Below are 12,510 nucleotides of genomic sequence, written 5' to 3'. Positions count from 1 at the left end.
GATTCCGTCTAGCTGTAGATCGGCAATATCTGCGGCAGGTCCGCGGTTGTCCGTATCCCCGCAGGGGCCGCGCAAACCGCCGGGATGGCGTTCACCGGCCGGTGTGCGGTCAGCCCCGGCGTATAGGCCGCATAATCCTCCTCGGAGACCGGGAAGGTGATGTCGACCTTGACCGGCGTGTCGCCCTCGGTCGTGATCCGCCAGCCGGATTCCCGCAAGTCCCACGCATCGTCGATATCGGTGGTCACGTACCAGTTGGCCCGGAACCGCATGACCGGACGCCCCCCGCTCTTGCAGGTGATGGTCGTGCGCATGGCGCCCACCGTGCCCGCCGGTACGGTCCCGGCCGCGATCGTCAGGTCCTGCCGCGTGGGCGAGAGTTCGCCGACCGCCTCGATCTCGTCCACCTCCAGCCCCACAGCATCGGCGATCTGCGAGAGGGAGCTGCCGAAATCGCCCTTGAGGTGTTCGGCCCGCCGCTGGTCGAAGGGGGCCATCGGGGCGGCGAAACCCATGACCTGGAACAGCATTTCCGGTGAATTGCGGCTCGACACGTCGGCATATTCGTCGATCGTGAGAAGCCCGTGCGAACGCTGGAGCGACATCAGCGGAATGGCCAGTGCCTCCGTCACGAAGCCGGGGCTGGAGCCGGTGCTGTAGATCGAGGCATTGCCCGCCTCGCAGGCCGCTTCAACCCGCGCCCGCAGTTCCGGGTCCATCCGGGCGGGATTGTGGAAGTCTCCGCGCGTGGTGACGACGTTCTTTCCCGAAGCCAGCAACGCACAGATATCGTCCCAGTCCGTGCCCTGCTGCATGTAGAGCACGCAGTCCGCATCCAGCGCCACGAGTTCGTCGCGCGAATGGGTCGCCCTGATGCCGGTCGGCGGCAATCCGCACAGTTCGCCCGCATCCTTGCCGACTTTGCCGGGAGAGCTGACCCAGAGGCCGACGAGTTCCATGCGCGGATGTTCGATCACAGTTCGCATCGCGCGGCTGCCCACGTTGCCCGTCGCCCACTGGATCACCCGCCAGGTCTTGTCGTGCTCCACCCCGGCCTGTCCGGCCCCGACCTGCGCCATCGATCTTCTCCCGTTATCTTGTCCCGCGAGCAGGCCAGCGCCCCGTCCGCTCCGCAATCCCCGGATGGGAACAAGGCATGCTCCCCGTTCAGGGCGCCATCCAGCTCACCGTATCCTGTCGGGGGTCCAGCGAATCCGCCTTCCAGCGCACGGATCCGAACGGCCTTTCAAGACGTCTGCGGACACGGCTGGCATCGTGGGCGCGATGGTAGGAATCCGCTTCGGCCTGGATTTCGGAATCGGCCTGGGTGAAGCGGTCGCGCAGTCGCAGGTAATCGCCCCAGGTCGGGCAATGATAGCGTTCGGTCCAGAGCGCCGGATTCGCGATATCGCGCGCCAGCGACCAGTCGAACCCGCCGTTGCGTTTGCGCATCGACTGCATCTTCATCATGACCGCGTAGAAATCCCGCGCGCGCTCCGGATCGACGTCGTACTCGACCTCGATCACGACCGGCCCGGAACGCATGGTCAGCGCCATGCCCACGGCGGGCTCGTGGCCTAGCGGCACTTCCGAGATGTCCGCTTCCTGGTCCCTGCCGATCGGCAGGATCAGGCCGAGCAGCGCCGTGGCGCCCACCGCGATCCCCGAGGCGACCAGGGCGAAAGCTACGTCATGCGCGGCCGCCACCATCCCCCAAGCCCAGGCGCCAAGCCCGATCCCGGCGGTGATCGCGGAGGAAAACAACGAAAGTGCCCGCGCGGTCACCCAGCGCGGTGCGGAAAGCTGCACGGTCACGTTGAGCATGGCGATGGTCAGGATGTTGCACGCCCCCACGATCAGGAACGCCCCGCAGGTCAGCACGATCTCGTTGCTGAACCCGATGGTGACAAGCGCAAGGCCCGTGCCGACCGCAAATATCCGCACCGCCAGTTCGGTGGAGATCGTCTCCCGGATCTTGCTGACGAACAGCGCGCCCGCCACCGCACCCACGCCTTGCGCGCCGAGCAGGATGCCGAACGTGGAAGCGTCGCCGCGCAGCAGGTCGCGCGCGATCAGCGGGGCCAGCGCCGAAGCGGTCGCGGTGCTGAGGCCGAACACCAGCACGCGCACCAGCGCCGTGCGGATCGCGGGGGCATGAAGCGCATAGCGCGCGCCGCCGACGATGGCCCTGTCCATCCGCTCAGGCGGCAGACGCGAAGGGACGTGCTTTCGCCGCCACAGGAAGAAGGCGACGAGCAGCGGCAGGTAGAACAGCGAGGTCATGCCGAACACGGCCTTCGCCCCGTAGAGCACGACGATCAGCCCGCCGAGCGCCGGTCCGAAACTGCGCGCGACGTTATAGCTGATCGTGCCCAGCGCCACCGCCGCCGGGAGATGCTGGCGAGAGACCTGTTCGGGGATCGATGCCTGCCAGGACGGCGAATAGAGCGCCACTCCTCCGCCTATCAGCGCACAGAACGCCAGCAGCAGCCACGGCGTGACAAGGCCGAGGAAGGCGATCACCGCCAGCACCGCGGCGCAGAGGGCACTGAAGGTCAGGCCGGTCATGGCAATGCGGCGACGGTCGAACATGTCGGCGATGGCACCGGCCGGAAGCGTCACCAGCACCAACGGCAGCATCATCGCCGACTGCACCAGCGCCACCATGCTCGGCGAATTGCTGAGCCGCGTCATCTCCCACGCCGCGCCGACGCCGAGGAACAGCTGCCCGAAATTCGAGAACAGGCTGGCGGTCCAGATCCGCCGGAACGTCGGTTCGCGCAAGGGTGCGAATGCCCCGCCGGAATTCTCGTCGCCCTCCATGCCCTCCCTTTCATATTGCCATCTGCTGCGATCTTGTCGCGGCTGCGGCGATCGTCAAGCAGGCGCGCGCAATAGACCTGCGGATTGACCCCGGCCCCGCCGCCGCGATATACTTTCACGTGAAAGCAATCGCCAAGGCGATAGGAAACGGACCTCCAATTGCAATTCCCCGAAGGCACCAGCATGACCGCCGGCAAAAGGCGCCGCGCGCGCCGAGACCGGGAATTCGAGGAGACGAGACCGTGACCGAAGCCTATATCATCGACGCCGTGCGTACGCCCCGAGGCATCGGCAAGATGGGCAAGGGCGCCCTTTCGCAGATGCATCCCGAGCATCTTTCCGCCACGGTCCTCGCCGCGCTCAAGGACCGCAACGGGTTCGATACCGCCGACGTCGACGACGTGATCTGGGGCGTGTCGGCAGCGATCGGCCTTCAGGGCGGCGACATCGGCCGCATGGCCGCGCTCGACGCCGGATACGATTTCCGGGCTGGCGGCGTCACGCTCAACCGCTTCTGCGGTTCCAGCATCACCGCCACCAACCTCGCCTCGGCGATGATCATGTCCGGCATGTCCGACCTGATGGTGGCAGGCGGGATGGACATGCTGTCCTACGCCAATGCACACGGCATGAAGATGCGCGAAGCCGGCGTCGGCAGCGCCGGCATGGGCGCCGGCAATCCCCGCCTCCAGGCCAAGCACCCGCAGACCAACCAGGGCATCGCGGCCGATGCGATCGCCGCCATGGAAGGCATCAGCCGCGCGGAACTCGAAGCCTTCGGCGTCGAAAGCCAGCGCCGCGCCGCCGCCGCGATCGCGGAAGGCCGCTTCGACAGGTCCACGATCGTCGTGAAGGACGACGAGGGCAACATCATCCTCGACCATGAGGAATACCCCCGCCCCGACACGACGGCCGAAGGCCTTGCCCAGCTCAAGCCCGCCTTCGAGATGTTCTACAACATGCCCTCGGCACCCGGCGGCAAGACCTATGTCGAACTGATAAATCAGGTCTATCCCGACCTCGAGGTCAAGCCGATCCACCACGTCGGCATCTCCTCCGGCGTTGTCGACGGTGCTTCGGCGATCCTTCTCGCCTCGAAGGACTATGCGCAAAAGCATGGCCTGAAGCCGCGTGCCCGCATCGTCGCCATGGCGGAAATCGGCGATTGTCCGACCCTGATGCTCAACGGCCCGGTACCGGCTGCGAAAAAGGTTCTCGCCAAGGCAGGTCTCACCAAGGACCAGATCGACGTATGGGAAGTGAACGAGGCTTTCGCCGTCGTCGTCGAGAAACTGATCCGCGACCTTGACCTTGACCGTGCGAAGGTCAATCCGAACGGCGGCTCGATCGCGCTCGGCCATCCCATCGCGGGAACCGGCGCAATCCTCATCGGCACCGCGCTCGACGAGCTCGAACGGACCGGTGGGCGCTACGGCCTCATCACCATGTGTGCGGCCGGCGGCATGGCGCCGGCCATCATCATCGAACGCGTCTGAAAGCGTCAGGCAAGGAGCATTGAGTGGCAACCGAGGCGGAAGAAAAGTTGACCGGCAAACTGGGCGAGGCCCTGAACGACCGCGACATCAGCACGCGGCGGCAGGTGGGGCTGCGCATGACGGTGATCTCCCGCCTCCAGCGCAACAATTTCGATCGCAAGGTGACGACGCTGAACGTCACCCGCTCGCAATGGGCGATGATCGCGGTGGTTTCGCGCTATCCCGGCTCCACCCAGCGGACCATCGCGGAATACCTGGAGATGTCGGAAGCCTCGGCCGGGCGCCTGATCGACCGGCTCTGCGCCGAAGGACTGCTGGAACGCCGGGACCGCGTGGACGATCGCCGCGCGCGCGCGGTGTACCTCACCGATGAAGCCCGCCCCTTGCTCGACCAGCTCGGCGAGATCGCGAACGAAAGCGAGGAACGCATGTTCCACGGCTTTTCCGACGCCGAGGTGGAGCAACTGCGCGACTATATGAACCGTATCTACGACAACGTCAGCCGGGGATGAAAACAGGGGCGCTTCCGCCCCTTTCTCTCATCCCGGATACGATACGAAAAAGGGCGGCACCGGGGTGCCGCCCTTTTCTGTTTGAAGCCCCGAAAGGCCTGCTTCGCGAAGCTTACTTCGCCGAAGCAATGTCCTTCTTGGAGAGCGAGGTCGTGAGCTTGCCGTCAACGTTGGCGAGGCTCGAAGCCGGAACGGTCACGAGGCGGCCGTTGAGGATCACCTGCGGATTGCCGTCGGCAGCAACGCGGTAGATCGGGGCCAGGCGATAGCCGTTGGCGGCATAGAGCATCTTGCCGGCGGTCAGGTCGACCGGAGCGGCAGCTTCCTCGGTGACGGCGCGGACCGACTGGGTGGTCTCCGCGAAAGCAGCCGGAACGATGGCGAAAGAGGCAACCGAGGCAGCAGCGGCAAGGGCAACGAACTTCTTCATGAGGTATCTCCGGAATTCTGTCGTTCTGTTGAGGTCCTCTCAACTTACTAACCTAGGTTAGGAGTTGCTGTACAAAGAGTCAATTGCGTTTTGCGCATGCAGCAGAGGATTTTTCGCAACCATCGCTCCGGCGCGGAATGCGGCGTGCGGGCATGCTTCGCAGTGCAGCATGAGGTCATCGCACCGGCGTACCGAGGCGGCGGCGCGCGGCATGATCGTGGGCACGATGGCGCGCGGGTTGCCAGTCTCCGGCTTTGCGCTCAAATCGGAACCAGCCTCGGCGGGGCGCGGTTTCCTGCCTTACGAGACCGAAAATACAGATCAGATCACAAGAGAAAAACGGGGACAGGCAGCAGATGTCGACAAAGGTCATGCAGGGGGTTCGCGTCCTCGAAGTAGCGCAGTTCACCTTCACGCCGGCTGCCGGCGCGATCCTCGCCGACTGGGGCGCGGACGTCATCAAGATCGAACATCCGGTGCGCGGCGACACCCAGCGCGGTTTTCTCAACATGGGCGGCGTGCAGCTCGATCCCCTCCGCCACACGCTGTTCGAACACCCCAATCGCGGCAAGCGCAGCGTCGGCATCGACCTTTCCACCACGGAAGGTCAGGAACTGCTCTACGAACTCGCCAAGCAGTGCGACGTGTTCCTCACCAACTACCTGCCGCAAGTGCGCCAGAAGAACCGCTTCGACATCGAGCACATTCGCGCGGCCAACCCGAAGATCATCTACGCGCGCGGCAGCGCCTGGGGCGACAAGGGCCCCGAACGCGAAAAGGGCGGTTTTGACGGCACGGCCTTCTGGTCGCGCAGCGGCATTGCCGACTGCATGACGCCGCCCGAATTGCCCGGCCCGCTTTCGCAAGGCATGCCTGCCTTCGGCGACTCCATCGGCGGCATGTTCATTGCCGGCGGCATTTCCGCCGCCCTGTTCCACCGGGAAAAGACGGGCGAAGCCGCCGAGCTGGACGTCTCTCTGATGAGCACCGCGGCATGGGCCTCGGGCGCCAACATCGCGCAGGCCGTCGAAACCGGCGTCATCACCAGGAACTCGATGCCCAGCTCCGGCGGCAGCGCCAAGAACCCCTTCATGGGCAACTTCTGGACCTCCGACGGACGCACGATCAACTTGTGCATGGTCAGCCCGACCGGCCTGATCCGCGATACCTTCGAACACATCGGCCGCCCCGAAGCGGCAGATGACCCCCGCTTCCAGGATGTGCTCAGCCTGATCGAGAATTCGAAGGCCGCCAGCGAGATCCTCATCGAAGCTTTCGCCAGCAAGCCCTTCGCCTACTGGCGTGAACATCTCAAGACGCTGAAGGGCCAGTGGGCGCCGATCCTCAACCTGCTCGAACTCGCAGGCGACGAACAGGCGCTCGCCAATGACCTGCTGGTCGAAGTCGAGGCTGCCGACGGCGGCGAGCCGCTCAAGCTGGTGCGCGGCCCGGTGCAGTGGAACGGCGAGGCGCTGGAGACGACGCGTTCTCCGCAGGCCTCCGAACATACCGAAATCGTGCTCATGGAAATGGGCGTGGAGTGGGACAAGATCGAGGAGCTCAAGGCCAGAGGCGCGATCGCCTGATCGCCCTCGCCCCGCCTCCAAGCATACAAAGACAAGGAACTGCGACAATGAAGCCTGGAACCCGTCTGAAAAGCGCCGCCTGCGACACCGAGGTCATGGTGATCCGCTGCGCCGACGGTACGATCGAATGCGGCGGCGCCCCGATGGGCGAGGCAAAGCCTGCCGAACCCGCCCCGCTCGCTGCCGATTTCTCCGCCGGCACCCTGATGGGCAAGCGCTACGTCGACAGTGACGGCAAGTACGAACTGCTCTGCGTGAAGCCCGGCAAGGGATCGCTCTCGGTCGATGGCGTGGCCCTGGTCGTCAAGGACGCCAAGCCGCTGCCGGCCTCCGACTGACCCCGGCCAGCCTCCCGCAAGCGCTTCAAGGCACGAACGACCAGATGAACATCGCTCTCCTTCTCGAAATGGCGGCAGAAGCCGCGCCCGACCGCGTCGGCCTCGTCTGCGAGGGCAAGCGCTGGACTTATGGCGACCTGCTCGCCGCGGCCAGGGGCGCCTTCGAACTGATCCGGCAAAGCGAGGCCGAATACGTCGCCCTGCTCGACGAAAGCAGCGAAGCGGCGGTGATCGCGGTGTTCGGCGCAGCCCTCGCGGGCGTGCCCTATTGCCCCCTCAACTACCGCCTGCCCGACGCCGACCTCGCCGCCCTGCTCGGCCGCATCTCCCCCGCGCTCGTCATCGGCGATGAAGAGCGCATCACCCGCATCGGCGGCGACCAGCAGCACATCGTGCTGTCACGCGAAGAGTTCGCGCTCAAGGCGCAGGAAACCGTTCCTGCCGACGATGCACGCGAATACGATCCCGGCGCCGACGAAGCGGGAAGCGGCGTGGCGATCCAGCTCTTCACCAGCGGTACGACGGCGGCGCCCAAGGCGGCGATCCTGCGCCACTCCAACCTGCTGGGCTACATCCTGGGGACCATCGAGTTCGGCTCCGCGGACGAAGCGGATGCCGCACTGGTCGTGGTGCCGCCTTACCATATCGCGGGCATCTCCGCCCTGCTCTCGTCGATCTATGCGCTGCGCACGATCGTCATGCTCCCCGCCTTCTCGCCCGAAGGCTGGCTGGAACTGGTCGCCGGCGAACGCGTCTCCAATGCCTTCGTCGTGCCGACCATGCTCTCGCGCATCATCGAGGCCATGGAGCGCGCGGAAAAATCCGACGTATCCAGCCTGCGCGCAGTCGCCTATGGCGGTGGCAAGATGCCCATCGAAGTCATCCGCAAGGCTCTGGACCTGTTCCCCACGGCGGGCTTCACCAATGCCTATGGCCTTACCGAGACCAGTTCGACCGTCGCCCTGCTCGGCCCGGAAGACCATCGGGAAGCGCTGGCTTCGCAGGATCCGAAAGTTCGCGCCCGGCTGACCTCGCTCGGCAAGCCTATCCCGACGGTGGAGATCGAGATCCGGGGTGAAAGCGGCGAAGTTCTTCCCGCCGGCGAACCGGGCGAGATCTACGTGCGCGGCGAACAGGTTTCGGGCGAGTACAAGGAAAAGAGTGCGCTCGATGCGCAGGGCTGGTTCCCCACCCGCGACGCCGGCTACATGGACGAGGACGGCTACCTGTTCCTCTCCGGCCGCGCGGACGACGTGATCGTGCGCGGCGGCGAGAACATGTCGCCCGGCGAAATCGAGGACGTGCTGCTGACGCATCCCGCCGTTGCGGATGCCTGCGCCTGCGCGATCCCCTCGATCGAATGGGGCGAGACTGTGGGCGTCGCCATCGTCACCCGCGATGGTCATACGGCGCCGGCCGAAGCGGAAATCAAGGACCTCGTCCGGGCCCGCCTGCGATCCTCGCGCGTGCCGGAGAAGATCGTGTTCGTCGCCGAGCTGCCCTATAACGAGATGGGCAAACTCCTGCGCCGCAAGGTGAAGGAAGTCCTTGCCGACTGACGCCGAAGCCGAAGGCCCCGCGATCCCACTGGCGCGATGGGCCGACCGGCAATTGGCGGCGCTTGCCCGCGATCATGGCCTGCCCCGTCTCGGCGGCGCTACGCTGCTTGGCGAACGGGGCGCCAACGGCGGCTATCGCATTTCCGGCAAGGTATCGGCGGGTCTGGGCGGCAGCCGCCTGCTGCCCACGCGCGACGGTGGCTGGTTCGCGCTCACCCTGATCCGCGAAATCGACCGTGAACTGCTGCCCGCGCTGTTCGGCAATGCCGACCTGGCAGTAGAGGACAGCGATGCGATCGCCGCAAACGTGGCGCGGCATGATTGCGCAGATCTTGTCGAACGAGGCCGGTTACTGGGCCTGCCGGTCGCCAGCGCGGACGAGGTTCCTGCCTCCGCCCCGATCGAGGTTCTCGAACTCGGGCCGCACCGCAGCCGCGCTGCCGGGCATCGTCCGCTGGTGGTCGATCTCTCCGCCATCTGGGCCGGGCCGCTCGCCGGACATCTGCTCTGGCAGGCAGGGATGGAAGTGGTGAAAGTCGAAAGCCGCACCCGCCCCGACCTCATCCGGCGTGACGATCCGGCCACCTTCGATCTCATCAACCAGGGCAAGGCAAGCGTACTCGTCGATTTTGGCTGCAGCGCCGAAAAGGCCCGGCTGATCGACCTGATCCGCCGCGCCGATATCGTGATCGAAAGCGCCCGGCCGCGCGCGCTCCTGCAACTCGGTATCGATGCGAATGCGCTCGTGCGCGAAGTGCCGGGGCTGGTCTGGCTCTCCGTCACCGGCCACGGAGCGCGGGGGGAGCCTGCGAACTGGGTCGGCATCGGCAACGACTGCGGGGTGGCCGGCGGCCTCGCGCGCGCCATGGCCGAAGTCACCGGGGAAATCGGGTATGTCGGCGATGCCATTGCCGATCCCCTCACCGGGGTGACTGCCGCGCGTGAAGCCATGCGCGCACTGGAGGAAGGACAGGCGCGTCGCATCGGCCTGTCGATGAGCGCGATCGTCGCCATGGCCCTTGCGGAAGAACGGGCGCACGATCCCGCGATGCTCGAATCCGAACTCCACGGCTGGGGAACCGGTATCGGACGCCCGTTTCCGGCATGCCCGCGAAGGCCTTTGACCGCCCCGGTCCATTCCCTCGGTGCCGATACCGCAAGGATCCTGCGCGAGACGGTGCAATGCTGATCCGCGATGCCGAAATCCAAGGCGAAGGCCGCGCCGACCTGCGGATCGACGGCCACCTCGTCACCGCCATCGGAACGCTGGAGCCGCGCGCCGGCGAACCTGTCATCAAGGCTCATGGCGGCGCACTGCTGCCGGGCCTCCACGATCACCACATCCACCTTGCGGCATTGGCGGTGCGGGATGCATCGGTGCCTTGCGGCCCGCCCGAAATCACGGATATCGGGGGGCTTTCCGCCGCACTTTCGCAGCCCGGAAAAGGCTGGCTGCGCGGTATCAATTTTTGCGAGAGCATAGTCGGCGGCACCCTTCCGGATGCGCGGATGCTTGACCGGATGGTCCCTGACCGTCCCGTCCGGCTGCAACATCGCACCGGACGGATGTGGTTCCTCAACAGCGCCGCGCTTGCCGAACTGCTGGACCGCGCCGCTCCGCCTCCGGGGCTTGAGCGAGAGCATGGCCGCTTTACCGGCCGGCTGTTCGATGAGGACCGCTGGCTACAGGATACGCTGGGAAGCACCCCGCCCGATTTCGCGGCCGTCAGCGCCCGGCTTGCGGCATTCGGCGTGACCGGGCTCACCGACATGTCTCCCGGCAACGATCCCGGGATGGCGCGGCATTTCGGCCAAGAGGTCGCCGCCGGGAAACTCAAGCAGAACACCGTGCTTGCCGGAGCGCTCTCGCTGGCGGGCGCTGCGCAGGAAGGGTGGCGGCTGGGACCGGCCAAGCTTCATCTCCACGAATCCGCGCTTCCCGATTTCGACGAAACCTGCCGCTGGATTTCGCAGGCCCATGCCCAGGGACGAGCGGTCGCCGTTCACTGCGTGACGGAAGTGGAACTCGTCTTCACGCTCGCACTTCTGGAGGCGAGCGGCAGTCTTGACGGCGACCGTGTGGAACATGCCTCGATCGTTTCTCCCGATCTCGCGGCAAGCATGGCGGACCTCGGGCTTCATGCCTGCGTTCAGCCGCAATTCGTCCATGAGCGCGGCGATCGTTATCTTGCGCAAGTCGAGCCGCGGCACCACCCGGACCTCTATCGCCTGCGCAGCCTGCGCGATGCGGGAATTGTCCTCGCCGGAGGAAGCGACGGACCTTACGGCAGCGTCGATCCATGGGCCGCGATGAAGGCCGCCGTGCGCCGCCTCACCCGTTCCGGGACGCCCTTCACCCCTGACGAGGCGCTGACCGCCGAGCAGGCACTGGCGCTCTATCTGGTCGATCCGCTGGATCTTTCCCGCCGCCGCCGCATTGCCGTTGGCGAACCGGCCGATCTCTGCCTGCTCGCACGCCCCTGGCATGAAGCGCGAGAGCGGCTGGACAGCCATGATGTGCGGATCACCGTGGCTTCAGGACGGGTCATCCACCAGCGCGTCGACCAGCCCCCAGTCGAGCGCTTCGCCCGCACTGAGACGGCGACCGCTTAGCACCATCAGCAAAGTCCGCTGGCGCCCGATACGGCGGCTCAGGGAAACGCATCCGCCCGCTCCCGGCAGGATGCCCATCGCCAGTTCCGGCAGCTGAAACCAGGAACGGCGCGTGGCGACGATGCGTGCGGCGAAAGCGGCCAGTTCCAGCCCGGCCCCCACGCAGGCGCCGTCGATAAGGACTTCCATCCGATTTCTGCAATGCACCGCCTCCCGCGCCGGCAGCGTCATGCTGCGGATCGCGTGAGCCATGGCGGGATCGGTGGTCGTTCCGAATTCCGAAAGTTCCGCGCCGAGACTGAACGCCTTGCCCACGGCGCGCAGGACCACTTTCGCGATCGTGGAATCGGCATTGGCGAGGGCAAATGCCTCGTGAAGAGCATCCCGCATCGTTCGGTCGATGGCATTGCCGGCCTCGGCACGATCCAGCGTGACCGTCAGCACATCGTCATCGCGCGACAGTTGCACCCCGCCTTCGCGAGGAACGACTTCGGCGCGAGGTCTACGGGAAATCCACAGCCGATGCGCGTCACTTCCCTGCAGCGCCGCGTAAGCGAGCGATTCGGCCGCCAGCGCATCCTCGTCCGGCAAGTGCGGCACAAGGCGCAGCAACTGCGTGACGATTCGGGCGGCAAGCGGTTGCGCGGCGATTGATCGCACGATCGCCCCGGCATCGAAACGCGGTTCAATCAAAGTGTCGAGTCGCGCAGCCAGGGCATGATCCCGCGAACCGATGCCAATCACCGGCACAGACGGGAGTCTCACGCCTGAAACATCATCCGTTTCCGAGCCAAGATCGACAAAGACGAACGGACGGTCCCGCACATCCCCGACCATAGACAAGTCACTGATTGGAATGGATATATCTTGAGACATCATGCGAGAAATTCAGCATTTCCACGGCTCGTTGGGCTTCGGTCATGCATGGACCCGGCGCCGGACTATGGCCAGCCCGCCGCACAAAAATTACGCCTGAACGCAGAGTTTCGTCCAAAAATGCGCAGATTTCCAAGGTTCCCGCATTTCCCGTGCGAGTGATCCTCCATCGCGTGTGCGAAGCCTATTGAAGCATCACCAGCTTGATGATAACCAAGCTTAGCAAAAAACGAGTCAGGCTCAGTTTTATAGAGACCGACTCGCGGAGAGAAGTGAG

Annotated in this window: 11 protein-coding genes; 7 read left to right on the top strand and 4 right to left on the bottom strand. The window is 65.5% G+C overall.

Annotated features, from left to right (window positions below):
- Positions 1–8 precede the first annotated feature (8 nt).
- Positions 9–1,079 (bottom strand): NAD(P)H-dependent amine dehydrogenase family protein, encoded by a 1,071-nt coding sequence (locus tag ACLIMP_RS09680; RefSeq protein WP_185997571.1) that lies wholly within the window; start codon positions 1,077–1,079, stop codon positions 9–11.
- 88 nt (positions 1,080–1,167) lie between these two features.
- Positions 1,168–2,823, bottom strand: a complete 1,656-nt coding sequence (locus ACLIMP_RS09675) for an MFS transporter (protein ID WP_324694692.1) — start codon at positions 2,821–2,823, stop codon at positions 1,168–1,170.
- A gap of 242 nt (positions 2,824–3,065) precedes the next feature.
- Here ACLIMP_RS09675 and ACLIMP_RS09670 point away from each other — a divergent pair, with 242 nt between their 5' ends.
- Positions 3,066–4,319 carry an acetyl-CoA C-acetyltransferase gene (locus ACLIMP_RS09670; protein ID WP_324694689.1) on the top strand — a complete coding sequence of 418 codons (1,254 nt, stop codon included), beginning with the start codon at positions 3,066–3,068 and terminating at the stop codon, positions 4,317–4,319.
- A gap of 23 nt (positions 4,320–4,342) precedes the next feature.
- Positions 4,343–4,831: a MarR family winged helix-turn-helix transcriptional regulator gene (locus ACLIMP_RS09665; RefSeq protein ID WP_054441481.1), complete on the top strand. Its 489-nt coding sequence runs from the start codon at positions 4,343–4,345 to the stop codon at positions 4,829–4,831.
- A gap of 112 nt (positions 4,832–4,943) precedes the next feature.
- Here ACLIMP_RS09665 and ACLIMP_RS09660 read toward each other — a convergent pair whose 3' ends face one another.
- On the bottom strand, positions 4,944–5,261 hold the full coding sequence (locus tag ACLIMP_RS09660; protein ID WP_054441479.1) for a hypothetical protein: 318 nt from the start codon (positions 5,259–5,261) through the stop codon (positions 4,944–4,946).
- A gap of 356 nt (positions 5,262–5,617) precedes the next feature.
- Here ACLIMP_RS09660 and ACLIMP_RS09655 point away from each other — a divergent pair, with 356 nt between their 5' ends.
- The 5 genes from ACLIMP_RS09655 to ACLIMP_RS09635 are packed head-to-tail and all read left to right on the top strand — an operon-like array spanning position 5,618 to position 11,357.
- Positions 5,618–6,847: a CaiB/BaiF CoA transferase family protein gene (locus ACLIMP_RS09655; RefSeq protein WP_443477808.1), complete on the top strand. Its 1,230-nt coding sequence runs from the start codon at positions 5,618–5,620 to the stop codon at positions 6,845–6,847.
- Positions 6,848–6,894: 47 nt separating this feature from the next.
- Positions 6,895–7,185, top strand: a complete 291-nt coding sequence (locus tag ACLIMP_RS09650; protein ID WP_054441477.1) for a hypothetical protein — start codon at positions 6,895–6,897, stop codon at positions 7,183–7,185.
- Between the two features lie 44 nt (positions 7,186–7,229).
- The gene (locus tag ACLIMP_RS09645) at positions 7,230–8,744 is read left to right on the top strand and encodes a class I adenylate-forming enzyme family protein (protein ID WP_324694683.1); all 1,515 of its coding nucleotides are present in this window, start codon (positions 7,230–7,232) and stop codon (positions 8,742–8,744) included.
- Positions 8,734–9,933: a CoA transferase gene (locus tag ACLIMP_RS09640; protein WP_324694681.1), complete on the top strand. Its 1,200-nt coding sequence runs from the start codon at positions 8,734–8,736 to the stop codon at positions 9,931–9,933. The genes ACLIMP_RS09645 and ACLIMP_RS09640 overlap by 11 nt, the downstream gene beginning before the upstream one ends.
- On the top strand, positions 9,927–11,357 hold the full coding sequence (locus ACLIMP_RS09635) for an amidohydrolase family protein (RefSeq protein WP_443477807.1): 1,431 nt from the start codon (positions 9,927–9,929) through the stop codon (positions 11,355–11,357). Before ACLIMP_RS09640 ends, ACLIMP_RS09635 begins: the two co-directional genes overlap by 7 nt.
- Here the strand turns inward: ACLIMP_RS09635 and ACLIMP_RS09630 are convergent.
- Positions 11,280–12,122 carry an enoyl-CoA hydratase/isomerase family protein gene (locus ACLIMP_RS09630; protein ID WP_443477806.1) on the bottom strand — a complete coding sequence of 281 codons (843 nt, stop codon included), beginning with the start codon at positions 12,120–12,122 and terminating at the stop codon, positions 11,280–11,282. The genes ACLIMP_RS09635 and ACLIMP_RS09630 overlap by 78 nt on opposite strands.
- Between the last annotated feature and the right edge of the window lie 388 nt (positions 12,123–12,510).

The organism is Novosphingobium aeonii (assembly GCF_052279045.1).
Classification (GTDB): domain Bacteria; phylum Pseudomonadota; class Alphaproteobacteria; order Sphingomonadales; family Sphingomonadaceae; genus Novosphingobium.
The sequence above is the reverse complement of the archived record's forward strand: the minus strand, read 5'-3'. Positions and strand labels throughout refer to the sequence as shown.